The following is a 20,415-nucleotide window of genomic DNA, read 5'->3' as shown; positions in this document are numbered from 1 at the left end:
GGGGCGTTGAGCGCCGCACCCTCTTCAGCATCCTAGGAGGCTAGGTTGGTTCCCGGCCGGCGCGGGCCTCGGCCGAGGAGGCGGGGAGCGTGATGCCGGGGAAGACGGCTCCGCCGGTCGGGACCAGCCAGGTCGCCACCCGCACCGCCAGCCGACCGGCGCGGACGGCGGGGTCCTCCGCGTACAGGGCGCGGGCCCGGTCGGCGTCCACCGACAGGACGCAGATGCCGCGCATCCCCTCGTCGTCCTGGCCGGTGAGGGGGCCGGCGGCGAGCACGAGGCCCTGCTCGGCGAGGGCCGACTGGTGGGCCAGGTGGGCGTCCTGGAGCCGCTCGGCCTCGGCGTCGGAGACGTCCGGCGCGTCGACGGGACGCACGAGAAAGACCAGCGTGACGCTGTCGAAAGTGGTCATGCCCAGCATCATGGACGGATGGGAGAGATCGTGCTGATCCGCCACGGCGAAACCGAGTGGAGCGTCGGCCGCCGGCACACCTCGGTGACCGACGTGGACCTGACCGACGCCGGCGTACGGCAGGCGGCCGCCGTCGCCACCGCCGTACGGGAACGTACGTTCGTCGCCGTCGTGTCCAGCCCGCGGCGGCGGGCGTTACGGACGGCGGAGCTGGCCGGCCTCACCCCCACCGAGGTCACCGAGGACATCGCCGAGTGGAACTACGGCGAGTACGAGGGCGTCACCACCGCCGACATCCACGCGACGTTCGACCCGCACTGGAACCTGTGGACCGACGGCTGCCCGGGCGGCGAGACGCCGGCGCAGATCGGGGCCCGGATCGACGCGCTGCTGGGCCGCGTGGCGCCGCTCCTCGACGGCGGCGACGTCGCGCTCGTCGCGCACGGGCACTCGCTGCGGGTCACCGGTGCCCGCTGGATCGGCCTCCCACCGGCCGACGGCGGCCTGCTGATGCTCGACACCGCCACGATCTCGGTGCTCGGGTTCGAGCACGGCCGGCGGGCGATCCACCGGTGGAACGCGCCCGCCTAACAGTCGGACGACGGCACCAGCCGCTCGACGAACGCCCGGAAGTCGGGCGCGAGCGGCACCTCGCGTTCGAAGTCGGCGTCGACGTAGACCACCGACGGCTCGCCGGCCGGCCCGCAGGCGCGGTAGTCCAGCGCCACCCAGGTATGGCCGTCGCCGCTGAGCAGCACCAGCGGCGACGGCAGGCCCCACTCCCCGATCAGGTACGGCGTGTCGGACAGCGTGATCGAGTCGGGCACGTCGGCCGGCCCGGCGCCGCACACCTCGCCGAACGGCACGTAGTCGACGCCGCCGTCCAGGGGGACCGCGTCCCACGCGTCGGCGACCACTCCGCCGTTCCGGATCCGCAGCAGCCGCAGGAGGCTCTCCGGCAGCGTCACGCCCAGCGTCCGCTCGGTGTCGGCGACCACCTCGGGCGTCAGCGGCGGCTGGCTGCCGTGCTGGCGCTCCGGGTCCCAGAAGGTCACCTCGACCTCCTCGAACGGCGCCACGGTCAGCCCGTACGGCGGAGCACGAGCGTCACGAAGCCCAGCACGCCGCGGTAACCGAGCCACATGTCCCGGTGCTCGGCCGACGCCTCCAGGGCGTGCTTGGCGTCGGGATCGTCGGGGTGGTCCAGCGCCCAGCGGGCCAGCGAGCCGGTCCAGCTGAACTCGTAGTCGTCCCACTCCTCGATCGTGCTGACGTGGCCGTACACCGGCGTCCAGCCGTCGGCGGACACGGCGGCGATGGTGCCGGCCAGGTCGGCGTACGGCTGGTCCGGGGCCTCGATCTCCGCCCGCAGGTCCGGGCCCGGTTCGCGCTCCCAGAAACCGTCGCCGATCACGACCGTCCCGGTGTCGGCGAGGTGGGTGCGGGCGGCCGCGAGCGTCGGCAGCAGGCCGCCGAACGCGTGCGCGGAGCCGACGCTCAGCACCACGTCGGCCGGGCGGTCACCCCGGTACTGCGTCGCGTCGGCCACGACCAGGTCCAACCGGTCGGCGGCGCCGGACCGGGCGGCGGCTGCGCGCGTCCGCCCGAAGCCCTTGTCGGAAAGATCGACCCCGACGGCCGTGACGTCCGGACGGACCTCGAGCGCCCGCAGCAGCCACGCGCCCTCGCCGCAGCCCAGGTCGAGGACGTGGGCGTCGGGCCGCAGCGCCCGGTCGAGCACCTCGGCGACCGACGCCTCGCTCAGCGGTGCGGCGATCGGGTGGTCGGCGTGCGCCAGAGCGCTCAGGGTCTGCCTGTCCATCAGCTCAGTGACCTGCCTTCGAACGGGGTCGAGAGAACGACCGTGGTGCGGGTGGTGACGTTCGCGGCCTTGCGGATCTCCTGCAGCAGCCGTTCCAGCCCGGCCGGGCTCTCCACCCGCACCATGAGCAGGTAGAAGTCCTCCCCCGCCACCGAGTAGCACGACTCGATCTGGGGCAGCACCGCCAGCCGGTCGGGCGCGTCGTCGGGCTGCGACGGGTCCATCGGCCGCACCGCGACGAACGCCGTCAGCGGGAGGCCCAGGGCATCGTGGTCGATGCGGGCCGTGTAGCCCTTGATGATCCCCCGCTGCTCGAGCCGCCGTACCCGCTGATGCACGGCCGACACCGACAGCCCCACCCGTTCGGCCAGATCGGTGTACGACAACCGGCCGTCGTCGGTCAACGCGCGGACGATCGCGCGATCGGTGTCCTCCACGCCGTCACCTTATCGGCAAGATTTTTCCGGGATCGTGTCGAGGGGCGGCCCGCCCCGTTCGTTACCGAGTCGAACCGACCCCCTGAAGGGAGCACGACCGATGAAGTTCGCGATGTTGATCTGTGGTGACGACTCCGAGTGGAGCAACCTGCCATCCGACGGAGAGCAGGACGTCATGAAGGAGATCTACGAGTGGTACGAGCGGTGGCAGCCGACCGGCAAGATCGCCGACGGCGGCGCGGAGCTCCAGCCCCGGACCACCGCCCGCACGATCCGCTCCGGTGCCGACGGCGGCGCCGTGGTCACCGACGGGCCCTACCTGGAGCTGAAGGAGGTCATCGGCGGTTTCGTGATCCTGGAGACCGACACGATCGAGGAGGCCGTCGAGGTCGCCTCGACCTGGCCGCGCAGCGCCGGGATGACCGCCATCGAGGTGCGTCCGGTGATGACCCGCGAGTAGCGGTGCCGCGGCGGCCGGCGCGCTACGCGGCCGGCCGCCGCAGGTCGCCGATCCGGCGCGACATCAGTTCCCGCTCGGCCGGGTTGGTCGTGAGGTCCAGCGCGCGCTCGGCCGCCGCGAGCGCCTCGGCCCGACGGTCGAGGGCGGCGAGCAGGTCGGCCCGGGCCGCGTGCCACAGGTGGTAGCCGTCGAGGCGGTCGCGCAGGTCGTCGACCTCGGCGAGGGCCTCGGCCGGGCCGATCGCGAAGCGCGTGGCGACGGCGCGGCCGAGCAGAACCACGGGGGACGGATCCAGCGCGCGCAGCCGGTCGTAGAGCGACCGCACCTCGGCCCAGTGGGTCGCCTCGTAGGAGACGGCGAACGCGTGCAACGCCGCGATGCCGGCCTGCACCTGGTACGGCCCCGGCCGACCCTGCCGCACGGCGGCCCGCAGCCGCAGCGCGGCCCGCTCCATCAACGCCTCGTCCCACTGCCGGCGGTCCTGGTGCTCCAGCAGCACGATGCGGCCCCACGAGTCGAACCGGGTGGCGGCGCGCGCCTCGTGCAGTTCCAGCAGCGCCGTCAGCCCGGCGACCTCCGGCTCGCGGGGCAGCATCCGGGCCAGTTGCCGGGCCAGGTCGAGCCCCTCGCGGGCCAGCTCACGGCGCTGGGCGGACCGGCCGCTGGACAGGTACCCCTCGTTGAACACCAGGTAGATGACCGCGAGGACGGCCGGCAGCCGCGTCGACGCGTCCTCGGGCAGCTCGACCCGGATCCCCTGCTGGCGGAGCTGCTTCTTCGCCCGGGCCAGCCGCTGCGCCATCGTCGGCACCGGCACCAGGAACGCGGCGGCGATCTCGGCGGTGGTCAGGCCGCACGCGGCGTACAGGGTGAGCGCGACGCGGGTCGCCTCGGACAGGTCCGGGTGGCAGCAGGCGAAGATCATCGCGAGCCGGTCGTCGACGCCCGGAGGCGGCGGCGGTTCGGCGCCGACGCGGGCCAGCTTGTCCCGCCCGACCGCCTCGCGGCGCAACCGGTCGACGGCCTTGCGCCAGGCGGTGGTGACCAGCCACCCGGTGGGGCTCGCCGGCACGCCCTCGTCGGGCCAGATCTTGAGTGCGGCGGTGACCGCCTCGGCCAGCGCCTCCTCGGCGAGGTCGAAGTCGCCGAGCCGCCGGCTGAGGACGCCGAGCATGCCGGCCGCCTCGGCCCGCCACAACCGGTCGACGAGGTCGGCCACGTGTTCGCTGGCACGGTCCGTGCTGGTCATCGCCGTGCGACGCTACTGACGCGGAGCCGGCGCGTCCAGCGCCGGCACGGCGACGCGTCCGGCGCCGGGGCGTCGCCCCCGGCGCCGGACGGACCTGGCCTACCTCAGCAAACGGGGACGCCGGGTAGAACCGCCGCAGGATCGTCGATGTAGATGTTGGTCATGAAGCCACCCTGATCGCGGAGCTTGGCCCACCAGTTGTTGGTGTAGCCCTCGGCGTTCACGGTGTCGCCCTGCTTCTGGCAGAGCACGTACACGGTCGTCGGCCCGGGAAGGGTGGCGACCGGTGGCGCCGACAGCCGGGCGTCGGCCCGCACCAGCACGCCGGTGCCCCAGGTGCGGAACGCCTTGCCGCCGCCACCGCCGCAGCCGTTGTCGCTGGTGATCGCCTTCGACCCGTACGAGCCCGGGTACGGCGCCAGCGACGCACCGTTGATGCTGATGACCTGCCCGACGCCGTTGAACAGCTGCTCGTAGTGGATGTGGGCACCGCTGGAGTTGCCGGTGCTGCCGGTGACTCCGATCTGCTGGCCCTGGTTGACGTACGCGCCGCTCGGCACCGAGTACGCCGACAGGTGGAAGTAGTACGTGGTCCAGCCGCCGCCGTGGTTGATCACGATGTAGTTGCCCGCGCCCGACGGCTGGCTGTACCGGGTCGCGGTGCCGGACGCCGACGCGAGCACCGGCGTGCCGGCCGTCGTGCCGCCGTCGTTGCGGACGAAGTCGAGCGCCTGCCGCACCTCGGCGCTGTGGTGGCTGTAGGTCCACCGCTGGCCGCACGGGAACGGAGCCTTGAACGTGGGCGCCGCCTGCGCCGGTGCCGCCGCGACGAGCGAGAACACCGCCGTCACGGCCGCGATGAGAACGGTGTAGACGATGGTCCGGATGGACCGCATGGATGACCTCCCTGGGGGTTGGGGACTCAGCACTCCGGAACTCCCGGAATCGTGTTGCCGGGCGTCCGGACGTAGATGTTGGTCATGTAGCCGCCGAACTCCGGCAGGTGCGCCCACCAGTCGTTGCGGTAGCCGCCGGCGACCACCTCCGCGCCGCGGCGCTGGCAGTCCACCCGCACGTCGCCGCCGGTGGGAACGGTGCCGACCGGCGCGGTCGCGGTGTCGGGACCCGTGCGCACCCGCACCCCGCTGCCCCAGGTGCCGACCCACAGGCTCGGCGCGGCCGCGGCCGCTCCGGGCACCCGCAGCGACCGCGTGACGGCGGTGAGGGCGTTGCGCGCGGTCACCAACGACGTGCCGGCCGGGTGCAGGGTGAACACCACGACGATGGCCCGGTCGCCGGCGCCGACCGTTCCGGTGGAGTGCAGTGCTCCGCTCGTCAGGTCGATGGCGGCCGCGGACGCCGACGCGTCCGCGGCCCCCGCGGCCGCGACGGCGCCGCAGACCGTGGGCGGCGGCGTGCCGAATCCCGACCAGCCCTGCTTGATCGCCCACGGCTTCGTGAACGCCTCCGGGATGCCGAAGTACTGCTCGTAGCGGTCGGACGCGCACCGGGTGGCGGCCCGGAGGTTGTCCATGATCAGCGTGCGGACGCGGGCGGGCGCGGAGTCGAGGATGTAGCGGTAGATCGTGACGGTGTCGGCGGCGCTCAGCGCCACGTAGCCCCAGTAGCCGGGGTAGCCGGCCGGCGGCGGCGCGGTGTTCACCAGGCCGAGCCGGCCCACCATCCGGGTGACGATCGCCGCTCCGCCGCCGCGCGACCAGAACGCGCTCGCCGCGGCGTCGTCGCTGCCGCGCAGCATCGCGTCGAACCGGGTGCGGTCGGCGGCCGGCACCGTGTAGTCCGGGCCGAGGTTCCACAGGTAGTCCAGCGCGATCAGCAGCTTGACCACGGAGGCGGCGCGCACCTGCAGCGCGGTGTCCCGCTGCTCGGTGAACGTGCCGGTGCTGCGGTCGTAGACCGCGACCGCGGCGGTCACCCCGGCCGGCACCACGATCGCGGGCGCCCCGCCGGGTCCCAGTGCCGGGGCAGCGGCGGCGGGACCCGCCGACGACGCGACGATCGGCAGGACGCACGCCGCCACCGCGGCGATCCGAACAAGTAAACGGTGTGTCACATCGACATTCACCCATGGCATCGGCGGGCGGGGAACCTCAGAGATCTGAGGGAGCCGCACATCGACGGTCATTGGCGGTAAGGTCGGTGCCGGAATCACGGGGAGTGCAGCGCGTGGACACGGTGCTCATCCACATCGGCGGCCCGGGCCGGCCGGCCGAAACGGTGCGGTTGGGGCCGGGCGGGGTCGCCCGGTTCGGCCGCGGCGCGCCGGACCTGCCCGTCGACATCGTGCTCGCCGACCGCGCCGTGCCGCGCCTGGCCGGCGAGATCGCCGCCGCCGGCGACCACTGGACGCTCACCAACCTCAGCCGCGACATCACCTACGTCGTCGACAACCCGGAGGGGGCCGGCGAGCACGTGAAGGTGCCACCCGGCCGCTACGCCGCGCCGGTGCCGTTCGAGATCTCGCGGGTGGTCATCCCGGCCCGCGGCGAGTTCGTGACGTTCCACGTGTTCGCGCCGATGCACGCGTTCGTCGACCGGTCGGCCGCCCACCCGCCCGGCGGCGACCGGACGCTGAGCGCGTTCGCCCTCGACGAGACCGCGAAGTACTTCCTGGTGCTCGTGGCCCTGTGCGAACCCCGGCTGCGGGACGAGTCGCTGGTGGCGATCCCGACGATCGAACGGGTGGTGGCCCGCCTGCGTCCGTTGCCGACGTGCGGCGACCTCACCGTGGCGGCGGTGACGTTCCACATCGACTACCTGGCCCGCACGAAGCTGCGCGTCAAGCAGGATCCGGAGCGGCTGGACACGAAGCGCGCCGCGCTGGTGTCGCTGGCGTTGCGGTTCGACCTGGTGCGGGAGGAGCACCTGCGCCTCCTCCCGCCGGGTGCGGCATGACGACCACGGGGGCGTGGGCGGTGCGGGTGCCACCCGGGTACCGGGTCGGCGGCTGGACGGTGACCGCCGGCATCGCGACCGGAAGCTGGGGCAGCGTCTACGACGCCCGGTGGACGGGGCCGGAGCCGCCGCCGGGTCCCGACCGGGTGGCGCTCAAGGTCCTGCCCACCGGCACCGTGACCCCGCGGCAGGTCAACCACCTGCGCGACATGGCCTCCCGCGAGGTGCGCGCCCACCGGCTCGGCCCGCACCCGCGCCTGATCCGGTGCTTCGAGGTGCGCACGATCGACGACCCCGACCACCCCGACCTCGACGGCGCCACCGTGCTCGTGCTCGAACGCGCCGACCGGTCGCTGGCCGACCTGCTCCGCTCCGGCCCGGCGCCGGCACCCGACGCCGGCCGCCTGGTCGAGGAGATCTGCGCGGGGCTGGCCCACATGCACGCGCACGGCTGGGTGCACGGCGACCTCAAGCCCGGCAACGTGCTGCTGATGGCCGACGGGTCGGTGCGGCTGGCCGACTTCGGGCTGACCGCCGAGCTCGAGGGGACGCACGGCTACCTGCCGCCGATCGCGTCGCCGGACTACGTTCCGCCGGAACGGTGGACCGAGCGGCTGGGCGAGCACGGGCTCGCGATCCGGCCGACGGCCGACGTGTGGGCCCTCGGCGTCACCGCGTACATGCTGTTCACCGGGCGGCATCCGTTCCCCGGCGCCGGATCGCGGGCCCGGGCGCTGGCCGCCGCCGGACACGCCGGCGAGCTGGGCTTCCCCGACGCCGTCCCGCCCGGCTGGCGGACCCTGATCCGGGACTGTCTCGCACCGACCCACGCCGCCCGCAGCCGCCACGACACCGGATCGCTGCTCGTCCGGATCCGCGAACTGCGCCGCGGTACGCCCGTTCGGCGCCCGCGCGGCCGGGTCGGGCTGCTCGCGGGATCGGTGGTCGCTGTTGTCGCGGCGGTCACCGTGGCGGTCCCGCTCATCCGGGACGCGCGCAGAGCGGGCGACGCTGCCGCGCGTCCACTGTCGACCGCGACCCCGGCGGCGACCGCCACCGCCGAATACCGGCCCGACCTGCTCCGGACCGGGGTCGGCATTCCCGCGCAGTACCGCGAGCTGATCGTCACCGCCGGAACGACCTGCGACGCACCGGGACTGTCCCCCGCGCTCGTCGCCGCGATGCTGAAGGTCGAGAGCGACTTCGACCCCGACCTGAGCGACCCCGCCCGGGACGAGTACGGCATCGCCCGCTGGACGCCCCGCGTGCTCGCCCACTACCTGCCGCGGCCGCAGCCGGACCCGCCGGCGCCGCCGTTCCCGCCGGCCCTGTCGATCCCGGCCGTGGGCCGGTTCCTGTGCTACCTCTCGCCGCGGATCGCCGGGGTGCCGGGCGATCCGGCGCTGCTGCTGGCCGCGGCGTACCGCACCTCGTCCTCGACCGTCGTCGCCGCCGGCGGGGTGCCGTCCACCCTCCGCGCGCACGTCGACCGGGTGGGCGAGTACCACGAGCGGTACCGCCCGGGACGCTAGGCTCTGGCCGGAAATGTTGGCCGGGTTCGGGCGTTGATGGGTGTCGTTGGCGGTTCCTGTCGTACCGGTGTGGTGGGGTTGATGTTGTGCCTCGTCGTCGGGATCCGGTCGCAGCGCGGGTGGTGCATCGCACCGCCCGGATCGGGCTGCGGCTGACCCGAAGCCAGCGGCAGCGGTGTTTCGGGCTGCTGCGGTCGGCCGGTGACGTGTGGGCCTGCGCTATCGAGATCAATGCGTGGCGTCGCCGCCACAACGCTGCGCCGGTGGTGTCGTATCAGGAGTTGTGCCGTGAACTGGCCGCGGCCGGGCCGGGCACGTTCGCCGAGCTGGACACGACCGGTGCCCGGTCGGTGCTGCGCCGGTACTCCGATGCGTGGTTCTCGACGGTCAAACGCCGCCGCGACGGCCATGCCGAGGTGCGGTATCCGCGGCGGCGCCGGTCGCTGCTGCCGGTGCGGTACTACCACGGCACCTTCGCCCTCACCCCGCCTGCGCCGGAGGGAGGGTGCTGGCGGGTGCGGCTGCCGGTCGCCCGCGGGTGTGCGCCGTTGTGGCTGCGGCTGGACCGGCCGGTGCCATTCCCGGCCTCGCAGGTCCGGTCGGTCACCCTGGCCTACGTCGACGGCCGGCTGTGCCTCGACGTGACCGCCGAGATCCCGGTCGCGACCTACCTGCCCGGGGCGCAGCCGGATCCGGGCCGGGTCGCCGGAGTGGACCTGGGCATCATCCACCCGTACGCCGTGGCCGGGCCCGACGGGGCCGGGCTGCTGGTGTCCGGGCGGGCGGTCCGGGCCGAACACCGCATGCACCTGGTCGACACCAAACGACGCCGCCGCGCCACCGCCACCCACGCCGCGAAACCCGGCCAACGGGGATCCCGCCGCTGGCGCAAGATGCGCCGCCGCGCCCGGATCGTGGAGGGGCGGCACCGGCGCAGGGTCCGCCAGGCCCAGCACGAAGCAGCCAAAACCGTGATCGGCTGGGCCGTCCAGCACCGGGTCGGCACCCTGACCGTCGGCGATCCCCGCGCAGTGCTGGAGGTGACGGCGGGGCGGCGGCACAACCTGCGGCTACGCCAGTGGCAGATCGGCCGCGCCATCACCGTGCTCCAGGACAAGGCCGCCCTGGCCGGGATCGTCGTGCATCTGGTCGACGAACGCGGCACCTCCTCCACCTGCCCCAGCGTCGGCTGCCGCCGGCGGATCCCCAAACCTCGGGGCAGGGTACTGACCTGCCCGTACTGCGCAAAGTCGGGTCACCGCGACCTTGTCGCGGCGGCCACCATCGCGACCCGAACCCCGGGCCGCGCACCCACCGCCCCGACGCCCGACCCCACCGACCCCGCCCTCGCGGCCGCGGTCGGGGTGCTGGTGCCCGGGATGGTCACGCATCGTCGAGTCGGACGGCACCTGCCCGGTGCCGGACCGTCCCGGCGTGACCCACGCCGCCGACCACCACCAACACCGGTAACCGTCAGCAGCGAACAGGGTCCCTCGGCCGGCTGTGGCCCGCCCCACCCACCATGAGGTAGGGAGTCGCTCGACCGCACCCACGGACGAGGAACCACAAACACCAGCCCCAACCCGGCCAACGTTTGTGGTCACAGCACTAGGCTCTGGCGGATGTTGATCTGGATCAACGGCGCGTTCGGGGCCGGCAAGTCGACGCTGGCCGAGGAGCTCAAGTCGCGCCTGCCGGACGCGCTCGACTACGACCCGGAGTACGTCGGCTACCTGCTCACCAAGTGGGTGCCGGCCCCCGACAGCCACGACTTCCAGGACCTTCCGCTGTGGCGGCGGATGGTCGCGGAGTTCGCGATCGGACTGTGGGAGGAGTACCGCCGGCCGCTGATCGTCCCGATGACGCTGGTGAACGCGGCGTATCGCGACGAGATCTTCGACGCGCTCGCCGCGGCGAAGGTCCCGCTGCTGCACGTGTTCCTCGACGTGCCGGCCGACGAGGTGCGCCGCCGCATCGTCGAGCAGGTGATCATCGACGGCGTCGAGCAGGCCGACGAGACGCGGGAGTTCCGGCTGCGCAACGTCGAGCGCTGCGTCGCCGCCCGCGCGCACCTGCCCGCCGAGACCCTCGTTCTGGCCGGCGACAGGCACACCCCGGCCGAGCTCGCCGACCTCGTGCTGGCGGCCGCGTGATGCTGCTCAACGTCGTCGACGTGGAGGCGACCTGCTGGGCCGGGCCGCCGCCCGCGGGCGAGGTCAACGAGATCATCGCGATCGGCGTGTGCGTCGTCGACGTCGACGCCCGCACCCGCGTGCTTCGCGACGAGATCCTGGTGCGGCCCACCCGGTCACGGGTCAGCGGGTTCTGCACCGAGCTGACCGGCCTCACCCAGGACCAGGTCGACGCCGGCCTGCCGTTCGCCGAGGCATGCGCCGCGCTGGTCTCGCGGCACGACGCCGGTTCGCGCCCGTGGACCAGTTGGGGCGACTACGACCGCAAGCAGTTCCAGCGCCAGTGCGCCGCCTCCGGCGTCCCCTATCCCTTTTCTGCTGAACATGTGAACGCCAAGGCGGCGTTCGCCACTGCTCATGGCCGGCGGCCGATGGGCATGGCGGGGGCGCTCGCCCGCGCGGGCCTGCCGCTGGAGGGCCGGCACCACAACGGCGGCGACGACGCGTGGAACATCGCGGCGCTCGTCCTGCAGCTGATCGCGGCGGACGCGTGGCCCTCATCAAGTGGGTGACCTGCGCGGTCACCGACCGGGACGGCTTCGACCGCGGCCAGCGCGGCTGGGCCGATCTTCGCGGCCGTCCCGGGTTCGGCGGGCAGTGGGGCGGCTGGAGCGGCGGTGCCGCGCACGTCGTCGGCTGCTGGGCGGACGAGGTGACGTACCGGGCGTTCATGGACGGGGTCCACGACCGGATCGCCGCCGGCCAGGCCGGTACGTACGAGTCGGCGTCGGTGCGCGTGTTCTCGCACCGCCTGACCATCGGCGCGGGCCTGTTGCCGGATGCCGACGCGGCGGTGCTCCGGCTGGCGCACTGCCACGTGCGGCCGGACCGGCGCGACCACTTCGTCCGGGCCCAGGCCGAGGTGTGGAACCCCGGCATGTCCGCGGCCCCCGGAATGGTGGGCGGCGCGTTCGCCGAACGGGGTGACGCGGAGTTCCTGGTCCTGACCCACTGGCGCACGGCCATCGACCATGCTCGCTACGTCGCCGACCGCTTCCCGGCTCTCCGCGAGCGCGCCGCCGCCGCGGACGACCTCGCGGCGGTCACCGGCGCGCTCGTCGACCTCGTACCGGCCTGGACCGTGTCGCCGCCTCAGCCGCATCAGCCGCTTCGGCCGCCGAAAATGTGACGCGTCGTAGCGGCGTCCCTGCCACAGTGGTCCGGTGCGTGCCGACCTCGACCGCGTCACCGCGAACCGGGCGGTGGCCGACCACCTCGCCCGCCTCGACGACCACGACATCGTCGCCCTGCTCGACGCCGCCACGCCGGGTCCCCCCGGGATCGGCGGCGCCACGACGACGTTCGACATCGCCGGTACGCGGGTGTTCGCCAAGGCGATACCGCTCACCGACCGGGAGCGGGAACGCGACACCCGCAACATCTTCGACCTTCCGACCTACTACCAGTACGGGATCGGCTCGGCCGGGTTCGGCACCTGGCGCGAGATCGCCGTCCACGAGCGCACCACCCGGTGGGTACTCGACGGTGCGTTCGGCGGGTTCCCCGTCGTCCATCACTGGCGGGTGTTGCCGCGCCCGCCGGAGCCGATGCCGGCGCGTGAACGGGAGTTCTTCCTGGGCCGCTGGGGCGATTCGCCGGCGGTACGCGCCCGGATGGCGGCGATCGACTCGGCGTCGGCCGTTGTCGTGGTCGTCATGGAGCACATCCCGTTCACGGTCGACGAGTGGTTGAAGGCACGCGTGGCGGACGGCCCACGCGCCGCCGCGGCGGCGGTCTCCTTCGTCGAAGACGGGCTCAGCACCGCGACCGATTTCCTTGCCGCGCAGGGAATCGTGCACTTCGACGCGCATTTCTGGAACGTTCTCACCGACGGCCACGGCCTCTACCTGGCCGACTTCGGGCTGGCCCTGGCCGCCGACTTCACGCTCACCGGCGAGGAACGCGACTTCCTCGGCCGGCACCGCGACTACGACCGGTGCCACGTCGCGACGCACCTCACCCACTGGCTGGTGCACCACACCGCGGGCGTTCCCTGGCCGGACTGCCACGGCTACGTGGCGGCCCAGGCCGACGCCGGCTTCCCCGACCTGCCGCCGTGGGCCGCGACCGTGGCCACCCGCCACGCGCCGGTGGCCACCGTCCTCGGCGCGTTCCACGAACGCCTGATCGCCGGCGACCTTTCCGCCCCGTACCCGTCCGAGGCCCTCGCGGCGGCGCTTCTGTCCGGTTCCGCGCGAGGATGGTGAGGTGCGGATACATCACCTCAACTGCGGCACGATGCGCCCGATCGGTGGCCGGTTGATCAGCGGCGGTAGGCCCGCCCGCCTGGTTGCCCACTGCCTGCTGATCGAAACCGACCACGGGCTGGTCCTGGTCGACAGCGGGTTCGGGCGGGGCGCGCTCGCCGATCCGGCCGTGGCGGTCGGTGGCATGTTCGTGCGCACCGCCCGGCCGGCGTTCGACCCGGCCGAGCTGGCTGTCAGCCAGGTGCGGGCGCTCGGGTACGACGCGGACGACGTACGCCACATCCTGGTGACCCACCTCGACCCGGACCACGCCGGTGGCCTGCCGGACTTTCCCGGTGCGGAGGTGCACGTGCACGCCGCGGAGCATCGGGCGGCGCAGGTCCGGCGGGGCCTGGCCGACCGCAACCGGTACCGGCCCAGCTTGTGGACGCACGAACCACGCTGGGCGCTGCACGACGTCGACGGCGACGACTGGTTCGGCTTCGCCTCCGTGCGGCCGTTGGACGGGTCCTGGCCGGAGATCCGCCTGGTGCGCCTGGCCGGCCACACCGCCGGGCATGTCGGTGTGGCCGTGCCGACGGACGCCGGGCAATGGTTGCTGCACGCGGGGGACGCGTACTTCCACCGGGTCACGATCGACGGGACGGCCCGGGTGCCGCTGGGGATCCGGATCGAGGAGACGAGCACCCAGACCGATCGCGCGGCCCGACTCACCACAGTGGACAGATTGCGGGCCGCCCACCGTGCGGGCGTCGACGTGTTCTGCGCCCACGATCCCGTCGAGTACGAGCGACACGCCGGCCCGCGTGGGTAGGTAGCGTTGCCGGCGGTCGGTCGGGCTCAGCCCGCCGGGGACATCACCGCCGTGTTCACGCGGGCGGTGAGCCAGTCGATCGCGGCGCGGCTGCCGGTGAAGCCCGCCGTCAGGTGGTCGCCGGCGGCCACATCGGCCCAGACGACGTCGGCGCCGGCCGCGTGGTAGTCGGCGAGCAGGCGGCGGCCCACCGCCACCGGCACGATCTCGTCGGCCGGGGCGTGGTAGAGGTACAGCGGGGCCCGCGGCCGCCCGCGGCCGTTGCGTTCGCGGTCCAGCAGGACCCGCCAGGCCGGGTCCTCCCAGGCGTTGTCGCGGCCGGTGTGGTGGCGCAGCGGCTCGGGGTGCTCGACGATCAGGCCCACCACGTCGCGGCCGGCGGCGCGGGCGGCGGCCCGCCGGCCGTCCGGGGTCAGGACCGCCTCGAGCGCCGGGTCCCCGTAGGCGTGCGACAGGCCGACGACCACGGCCAGGCCGAGGCCGGAGAACGGTCCGCCGTCGATGGCCTCGGCGACGGCCCGCAGATCGGCCGGCACCCCGCCGGCCGCGACACCGCGCAGGTCGAGGTCGGGCGCGTAGCCGGGGTGCAGTTCGGCGGCCCAGGCGGCGTTGCGGCCGCCCTCCGAGTAGCCCCACAGCAGCACCGGCGCGGCGCGGTCGAGGTCCGGGCGGACGCGCACCGCCGCGCGCACGACGTCGAGCATCGCGTGACCGCCCGGAAGGCCGGCGCCGTACGTGTGCGGGCCGGGCATGCCGTGCCCGTCGCCGTCGGTCACGGCGACGGCCCAGCCACGCGCGAGCAGCGGCTCGAACAGCGCCACCTCGGCCTCCTCGCCGAGCCGCATCAGGTGACCGGGCGCGGCGTCGCGGGTCAGGCCGTGCACACCGACGCCGTAGCTGACGATCGGGCGCGGGCCCGGGCCGGTCCACGCCGCCCGGGGCACGAGGACGGTGCCGGACACGGCGATCGCCTGGCCGCGGGCGCCGGTCGAGCCGTAGACGACCTGATGCGCGTCCACCGGAACACCGACCGGAAGGGTGACGGTCCGCTTCCGCAGCACCCCGCCGGGCCGGCCCGGGTCGGCGACGGGCGCGTAGAAGGGGTCTTCACTCGGTGGAATCGTCACGGGGATGTCCTTTCGGTACGGGGAGACGTGAGCAGCGCGGTCAGGACTGCGAGGACGGCGAGGCCGCCGGCGATCAGGAACGCGGGGGCGAAGCCGGCCAGCAGCGCCCCGTTCATCGATTCGGAGCTCGTCGATCCGGCGTGGTTCTCGGTGACGCGTGCGGCGACGGCCGCCAGCGCCGCGACGCCGAGCGTGCCGCCGACCGCCTGGAACGTGCTCAGCAGCCCGGAGGCGATGCCGGCGTCGGGCTCGGCCACGTCGGTCATGGCCGCCGCCGCGTTCGCCACGAAGGTGACGCCCACCCCGGTGCCGAGGCCGACCAGGCAGGGCAGCAGCAGCCCGACGTACGGGCTGTTCCGGTCGAGCAGCGCCAGGGCCAGCGCGGCCGCGGCGGTGGCGGCCGTGCCGCCCAGCACGAGCGCCCGCGGCCCGACGGTCTGCACCAGGCGGCGGGTCAGCACCGCGAACAGCAGCACCCCGACGCCCAGCGGCAGGAACCGCAGGCCGGCCTCGACCGGACGCTGGCCGAGGACGTCCTGCAGGGTCCGGCTGAGGAAGAAGAACGACGGGTACAGGCACGCGAACAGCAGGCCGGCGATCAGGTAGGCGCCGAGCCGCACGGGGTGACGCAGCAGCGCCAGCGGCAGCATCGGCTCGGCGACCCGGACCTCGACCGCCACGAACGCCACCAGCAGCGGTACCGCCGCCGCGAGCGTCAGCAGCGACAGCCGGTCGCCCCACCCGTCGGTCCCGGCCCGGATGACGCCGTACACCAGCGCCGTGAGGCCGGCGGTGCCGAGCAGCGCGCCGGGCACGTCGACGCGGCGGCGCACCCCGGTCGACTCGGGCAGCACCCGGGGCGCGGCGGCCAGCAGCACCGCGCCGATCGGCACGTTCACCAGGAACACCCAGCGCCACGACGCGGCCTGCGTCAGCAGCCCGCCCAGCACCAGGCCGAGGGTGATGCCGAGCCCGGCCATCGCGCCGTAGGCGACCATCGCGCGGGTCCGCCGGGCTCCGGGCGGGCAGAGGGTGGTGATCATCGACAGCGTCGTCGGCGTGGCCAGCGCCGCACCGACGCCCTGGCCGACGCGGGCGGCGAGCACGACCGCCGGGTCACCGGCCAGCCCGCCGACCAGCGACGCGAGGGTGAAGATCGCGATGCCGGTCAACAGCGTCCGGCGCCGGCCGATCAGGTCACCCGTGCGTCCGCCGACGAGCAGCAGGCCCGCGTAGGCCAGGGTGTAGGCGTCGATCATCCAGGCCAGTCCGGCGTTGGACAGGGCCAGGTCGTGCTGGATCGCCGGGAGGGCGAGGTTCACGATCGTCACGTCGAGCGTCGCCATGAGCTGGGCGACGCAGACGAGCGGGATCGCGAAGACGCTGAGCCGCCGTCCGATGTGGCGGCCCTGCGTTTCGAGCGGTGTCACTTCGAGCCCTGTCACGGGGTCTCCTGTTCTGCCTTCCTTGCGTTTCGTGGAAATGCGGCGTTCCATCGCGTTCCAGCCCGGCCCCGCGGCCGGGGTGTCCGGTTGCCGACGCCGACCCGTTTGCGCCGTTGCCGACCGGATTGACACCCCGCCGAACCCGGTGCGACCATCGCCGCTGTCCGGAAAATTGCACTCGGAGCATTGACCCGGGAGACCCGCGTGGAGGACTACCGGCTGCTGGCCGACGCCGTGGAGGCGGAGATCCGCTCCGGCGCCCTGCCGCCCGGCGGTCGGCTCCTGCCGCAGCGGCGGTTCGCCGACAGCCGGGGCATCGCCGCCTCCACGGCCGCCCGCGTGTACCAGGAACTCGTCCGCCGCGGGCTGGTCAGCGGCGAGGTCGGCCGGGGCACCTACGTGCGGCCGGCCCCGTCCGGGCCGTCACCGATCTCGGAGCAATCCGCCCTGATCGATCTTGAAGCGAACTTTCCGGTGCTGCCCGAGCAGCCCGCCCTGCTCGCCGACGCCCTCCGCCCCCTCCTGGCGCCCGAGCGGCTCGCCGCCACCCTGGGCCCGGTCGGCGTCGCCGGAACCGCCGCCGACCGGGACACCCTCGCCGCCTTCCTCGCCGGCCCCGGCTGGACGCCGGCCCCCGGCGCGGTGCTGTTCACCGGTGGCGGCCGGCAGGCCATCGCCGCGGCGGTCGCCGCCCTGGTGCCGCCCGGCGAGCGCCTCGGCGTCGAGGAGCTGACCTACCCCGTCGTCCGGTCGGTCGCCGCGCACCTCGGCGTCACGCTTGTGCCGGTCCCGATGGACGGGCACGGCGTCGTGCCGGCCGACCTCGCCCGCGTCCACGCCGAGGCGCCGCTGCGCGCGGTCTACCTGCAGCCGTCGCTGCACAACCCGCTCGGCGTCACGATGCCGCCCGACCGGCGCGCCGCGGTCGCGCGGGTGCTGCACGACCTCGACCTCGTCGCGGTCGAGGACGGCGTGAACCGCTTCCTCCGCGACGACGTGCCGCTCGCGGCGCACGCCGCCGACCGCGTCGTCCACGTCGACAGCCTGTCCAAGCGGGTCGCGGCCGGGCTGAACCTCGGCGTCGTCGTGGCGCCGCCCGGGCTCGTCGACGACCTGGCGTTCGCGGTCCGGTCGGGAACCTGGGCCGCGACCGGCTTCGCGCTCGCGGCGGCCCGCGCGGTGATCACGTCCGGCACGGCCGCCCGCATCATCGCCGCGAAACGGGTGGACGCCGTGCGCCGGCAACGGATCGTCCTGGACCGGCTGGCCGGCTTCGACATCACCGGCGACCCGGCGGCGTACCACTCCTGGTGGCGGCTGCCCCGGTCGTGGCACGCCGAGACGTTCGTGTCGGCGGCCGCCCGCCACGGCGTCTCGATCAGCCCGGCCGCCGCGTTCGCCGTCCCGCCCGGCCGGGTGCCGAACGCGGTCCGGTTGTCGAACTCCTCCCCCGACCCCGCGACCCTGGACCACGCCCTGTGCGTCCTCGCCCGCCTGGCCGGCAGCGCCCCGGAAGGCGGCGTCACGTTCTGACCCGCGGCTCAGGCCGACGATGGGCGGTAGCGGCAGTGGGCGCCGGTGCTGATGCCGGTGCGGAGTTCGTCGGCGATGACGGGGTCGCACTGGCCGATCCGGTCGATCGCGCGCCGGACGGCCTTGCCGACCGACACCCTGGCCCGCTCGGTGGCGCCGCTGAACTGCCGGCGCCGGCCGCCGAGACCGGTGGCCGTGGCGAGCTCGTCGACCAGCCAGGCCTGCTCGGCCCGGAGGTGCTCGGCCCGGGCCAGGTCGTTGGCCTGTTCGGACGCGTCGATGTCGGCCCGTAGGTGCGCCAGCCGGCGCCGGTAGTCCCGCCACGCCACCTCGTCGAGGACCGGTTGCGCGGATCCGGACGCGGCGATCCGCCCGTCCGTCCCGGTGCCGCGCATCCGGTCGCCGGCGGCGCGGTCGAGGAGTCCGCGACCGGCCGCGAGCTCGACGGCCGCGATCTCCGTCGCCGGGTTGGCGGTGAGCATCGCGAGATACGACATCCCCACACTGTCGGCGACAATCACCGCCCGCTCGCCGAACTCCACCCGCCACCGCCCACCGTGCCGCCGGCAGGTGACGGCAACCCGCCCACCGTGCCGCCCGCTCCCGTGCCCGCTGCCGTGGCCGCTTCCGCTGCCAGCGCCGTGCCCGCCGCCGTGCCCGCCGCCGTGCCCGCCGCCGCTCCCGGCGCCGCTCCCGCTGCCGTGCCCGGCGCCGCGTTCGATACCACTCCCGGTACCACTCCCAGCGCCACCCCCGGGGCCGCGTGCGGTGCAGTGGGCGGTGGTGCGGGCCGGCACGGAACGCTCGGCGTGGACCGCCGCCGCGACAAAGGCCTGCGGTGCCTTCGGCAGCGCCATCCCCAGCCCGCGCGCCTCCTGCCGGGCCACGCCGAGCTCGCGCCGGGCCGCCCCGAGGTCGTCCGGCCCGGCGCGGCGGGCCAGCGCCTCCGCCAGCCGGCACCGGCTCAGCGCGACCGCGGGAAAGTGGCCGAGCGCCCAGTTGTCGCGCACGGCGGCCCGCAGGTGCCGGACGGCGGCGTCGCCGGCGCCGGTGGTCAGGGACGCGACGCCGAGGGCCAGCTGGGTCGAGCCGAAGCAGGCGACGCCGAGGCTCGCGATCATCGGGATGTGCGCGAACGGCTCGAGCAGGCGGTACGCGGCCGCGGCCGTGTCGGCGTCGCCGAGGGCGTCGGCGGCCTCGACGGCGCCGTACATCGTCACCAGCCAGCTGCTGGAACGGGGCAGGGCGCCCAGGTCGTCGCCGGTCAGGCGGGCGAGGGCGGCGGCGGCCTGACGCGCGTCACCGGAGATCGCGTGGACGGCCGCCAGCGCCGCCAGGTGCGAATTGTCGACCGCGCTGAACGTCGGCGAGTTGACCTGGTGCGCGAGCACCGGGACCAGCTCCGCCGCCCGCCCCTGGAACCACCGGATCGCGATCAGGTGGGCGCCGTACCAACCGGTGACGTCCACGTCGCCGGCGCGGTGTCCGTGCTCGGCGCACACGGCCGCGAGCGCCTCGGCGTCGGCGAACCTGCCCTCGCGCAGCCGCAGCATCACCGCGATCGCCCGCTCGACGAACCGGATCGCCCGGTGGTCGGTGCGCGCGAGTTCGGCCTGCAGTTCGGCCAACGACCGTTCCGCGTGCGGGTGGGCGGCCAGCAACAGGTCGACGGTGCGCCAGAGCAGGCCGGTGAGCTGGTCCGACCGGCGTCCGGTGACGAGGCTCTGCGCGATCAGCTCGGCGCTGAGGTCGAGGCGGTGCCGGTCGTGGGCGGGGCCGAGCAGGCAGTGGTGGGCCAGGCTCAACGCCTCGGCGAGCGTGACCGGGTCGGCACCGGCCCGGGCCTCCGCGAGGAGGGCGAGCACGTCCTCGTGGGTGCCGGCCCGGTAGTCGGTCTCGGCCGCCAGCCGGACGCGCAGCCGCAGCGCGAGCGTCGTGCCGGGGTCGACCACCGACAGCGCGTGCCGCAGCCGGCTCTCCACCAGCGCCGCGCCCGTGGTGGAGCGCTGTTCGTGCACCCACATGCCGCCGAAGCCGAGCGCGGCCAGGGCCGTCGCCTCGGGATCGGCGGCGGCCGTCGCGGCCCGGAAGGCGGCGTCGAACCGGACCCGGCTCGCGGACAGGTCACCGTCGACCTCCAGCGCGCGGACCGCCGAGGCCAGTAATTGCACCCGCATGCACCGGATGATGCCATCCCGAATCTCGGTGCAATGCGTCAATGTCCCGACACCGGCGACGGGCAACCGACCGGCCCGGCCGCCGGTCGGGG

At 74.5% G+C, this 20,415-nt stretch carries 20 protein-coding genes and 1 pseudogene; 11 read left to right on the top strand and 10 right to left on the bottom strand.

Annotated elements, in window-relative coordinates; genetic code table 11:
- Window positions 1–40 precede the first annotated feature (40 nt).
- Complete coding sequence (locus tag Vau01_RS20160) at window positions 41–412, bottom strand: YciI family protein (protein ID WP_203995013.1); 372 nt, start codon at window positions 410–412, stop codon at window positions 41–43.
- Window positions 413–430: 18 nt separating this feature from the next.
- Here Vau01_RS20160 and Vau01_RS20155 point away from each other — a divergent pair, with 18 nt between their 5' ends.
- The gene (locus tag Vau01_RS20155; RefSeq protein WP_203995011.1) at window positions 431–1,003 is read left to right on the top strand and encodes a histidine phosphatase family protein; all 573 of its coding nucleotides are present in this window, start codon (window positions 431–433) and stop codon (window positions 1,001–1,003) included.
- Here Vau01_RS20155 and Vau01_RS20150 read toward each other — a convergent pair.
- From Vau01_RS20150 to Vau01_RS20140, 3 genes are read right to left on the bottom strand one after another with little or no spacing between them, the layout of a single operon-like run.
- Window positions 1,000–1,491 carry an SMI1/KNR4 family protein gene (locus Vau01_RS20150; RefSeq protein ID WP_203995010.1) on the bottom strand — a complete coding sequence of 164 codons (492 nt, stop codon included), beginning with the start codon at window positions 1,489–1,491 and terminating at the stop codon, window positions 1,000–1,002. The genes Vau01_RS20155 and Vau01_RS20150 overlap by 4 nt on opposite strands.
- 2 nt (window positions 1,492–1,493) lie before the next feature.
- Entirely contained in the window at window positions 1,494–2,234 is a 741-nt protein-coding gene (locus Vau01_RS20145) for an SAM-dependent methyltransferase (RefSeq protein ID WP_203995009.1), read from the bottom strand.
- Window positions 2,234–2,671 carry an Lrp/AsnC family transcriptional regulator gene (locus Vau01_RS20140; RefSeq protein ID WP_203995008.1) on the bottom strand — a complete coding sequence of 146 codons (438 nt, stop codon included), beginning with the start codon at window positions 2,669–2,671 and terminating at the stop codon, window positions 2,234–2,236. The genes Vau01_RS20145 and Vau01_RS20140 overlap by 1 nt, the downstream gene beginning before the upstream one ends.
- A 100-nt stretch (window positions 2,672–2,771) precedes the next feature.
- On the opposite strand from Vau01_RS20140, the gene Vau01_RS20135 reads away from it, so the two are divergent.
- The gene (locus Vau01_RS20135; RefSeq protein ID WP_203995007.1) at window positions 2,772–3,131 is read left to right on the top strand and encodes a YciI family protein; all 360 of its coding nucleotides are present in this window, start codon (window positions 2,772–2,774) and stop codon (window positions 3,129–3,131) included.
- Between the two features lie 22 nt (window positions 3,132–3,153).
- Here Vau01_RS20135 and Vau01_RS20130 read toward each other — a convergent pair whose 3' ends face one another.
- The 3 genes and pseudogenes from Vau01_RS20130 to Vau01_RS20120 form a co-directional block, all read right to left on the bottom strand.
- Window positions 3,154–4,380: an RNA polymerase sigma factor gene (locus Vau01_RS20130; protein ID WP_203995006.1), complete on the bottom strand. Its 1,227-nt coding sequence runs from the start codon at window positions 4,378–4,380 to the stop codon at window positions 3,154–3,156.
- A gap of 341 nt (window positions 4,381–4,721) precedes the next feature.
- Window positions 4,722–5,276 (bottom strand): annotated as a pseudogene (locus Vau01_RS20125) (M23 family metallopeptidase); the annotation flags it as partial.
- Window positions 5,277–5,302: 26 nt separating this feature from the next.
- Window positions 5,303–6,466, bottom strand: a complete 1,164-nt coding sequence (locus Vau01_RS20120) for an SH3 domain-containing protein (protein WP_239151718.1) — start codon at window positions 6,464–6,466, stop codon at window positions 5,303–5,305.
- A gap of 101 nt (window positions 6,467–6,567) precedes the next feature.
- Between Vau01_RS20120 and Vau01_RS20115 the strand changes: the two genes are divergently transcribed.
- From Vau01_RS20115 to Vau01_RS20080, 8 genes are all read left to right on the top strand, one after another.
- On the top strand, window positions 6,568–7,296 hold the full coding sequence (locus Vau01_RS20115; RefSeq protein ID WP_239151717.1) for an FHA domain-containing protein: 729 nt from the start codon (window positions 6,568–6,570) through the stop codon (window positions 7,294–7,296).
- Window positions 7,293–8,828: a protein kinase domain-containing protein gene (locus Vau01_RS20110; RefSeq protein ID WP_203995002.1), complete on the top strand. Its 1,536-nt coding sequence runs from the start codon at window positions 7,293–7,295 to the stop codon at window positions 8,826–8,828. Before Vau01_RS20115 ends, Vau01_RS20110 begins: the two co-directional genes overlap by 4 nt.
- A gap of 119 nt (window positions 8,829–8,947) precedes the next feature.
- On the top strand, window positions 8,948–10,354 hold the full coding sequence (locus Vau01_RS20105) for an RNA-guided endonuclease InsQ/TnpB family protein (RefSeq protein WP_203994998.1): 1,407 nt from the start codon (window positions 8,948–8,950) through the stop codon (window positions 10,352–10,354).
- Window positions 10,355–10,450: 96 nt separating this feature from the next.
- Entirely contained in the window at window positions 10,451–10,981 is a 531-nt protein-coding gene (locus tag Vau01_RS20100) for an AAA family ATPase (protein WP_203994995.1), read from the top strand.
- Complete coding sequence (locus Vau01_RS20095) at window positions 10,981–11,532, top strand: 3'-5' exonuclease (protein WP_203995199.1); 552 nt, start codon at window positions 10,981–10,983, stop codon at window positions 11,530–11,532. Before Vau01_RS20100 ends, Vau01_RS20095 begins: the two co-directional genes overlap by 1 nt.
- Window positions 11,511–12,149 carry a DUF4937 domain-containing protein gene (locus Vau01_RS20090; RefSeq protein WP_203994991.1) on the top strand — a complete coding sequence of 213 codons (639 nt, stop codon included), beginning with the start codon at window positions 11,511–11,513 and terminating at the stop codon, window positions 12,147–12,149. Before Vau01_RS20095 ends, Vau01_RS20090 begins: the two co-directional genes overlap by 22 nt.
- A 34-nt stretch (window positions 12,150–12,183) precedes the next feature.
- Window positions 12,184–13,227, top strand: coding sequence for a hypothetical protein (locus Vau01_RS20085; protein ID WP_203994990.1), 1,044 nt, complete (start codon window positions 12,184–12,186; stop codon window positions 13,225–13,227).
- A gap of 1 nt (window position 13,228) precedes the next feature.
- The gene (locus Vau01_RS20080) at window positions 13,229–14,041 is read left to right on the top strand and encodes an MBL fold metallo-hydrolase (protein WP_203994988.1); all 813 of its coding nucleotides are present in this window, start codon (window positions 13,229–13,231) and stop codon (window positions 14,039–14,041) included.
- 26 nt (window positions 14,042–14,067) lie between these two features.
- On the opposite strand, the gene Vau01_RS20075 is transcribed toward Vau01_RS20080, so the two are convergent.
- Entirely contained in the window at window positions 14,068–15,168 is a 1,101-nt protein-coding gene (locus Vau01_RS20075) for a lipase family protein (RefSeq protein ID WP_203994986.1), read from the bottom strand.
- Complete coding sequence (locus Vau01_RS20070; RefSeq protein WP_203994985.1) at window positions 15,165–16,613, bottom strand: MFS transporter; 1,449 nt, start codon at window positions 16,611–16,613, stop codon at window positions 15,165–15,167. Before Vau01_RS20070 ends, Vau01_RS20075 begins: the two co-directional genes overlap by 4 nt.
- 204 nt (window positions 16,614–16,817) lie before the next feature.
- Between Vau01_RS20070 and Vau01_RS20065 the strand changes: the two genes are divergently transcribed.
- On the top strand, window positions 16,818–18,146 hold the full coding sequence (locus tag Vau01_RS20065; protein ID WP_203994984.1) for an aminotransferase-like domain-containing protein: 1,329 nt from the start codon (window positions 16,818–16,820) through the stop codon (window positions 18,144–18,146).
- 8 nt (window positions 18,147–18,154) lie between these two features.
- On the opposite strand, the gene Vau01_RS20060 is transcribed toward Vau01_RS20065, so the two are convergent.
- Entirely contained in the window at window positions 18,155–20,323 is a 2,169-nt protein-coding gene (locus Vau01_RS20060; protein ID WP_203994983.1) for a hypothetical protein, read from the bottom strand.
- Window positions 20,324–20,415: the final 92 nt, after the last annotated feature.

This window comes from Virgisporangium aurantiacum (genome assembly GCF_016863635.1).
Taxonomy (GTDB): Bacteria; Actinomycetota; Actinomycetes; order Mycobacteriales; family Micromonosporaceae; genus Virgisporangium; species Virgisporangium aurantiacum.
The sequence above is the reverse complement of the archived record's forward strand: the minus strand, read 5'-3'. Positions and strand labels throughout refer to the sequence as shown.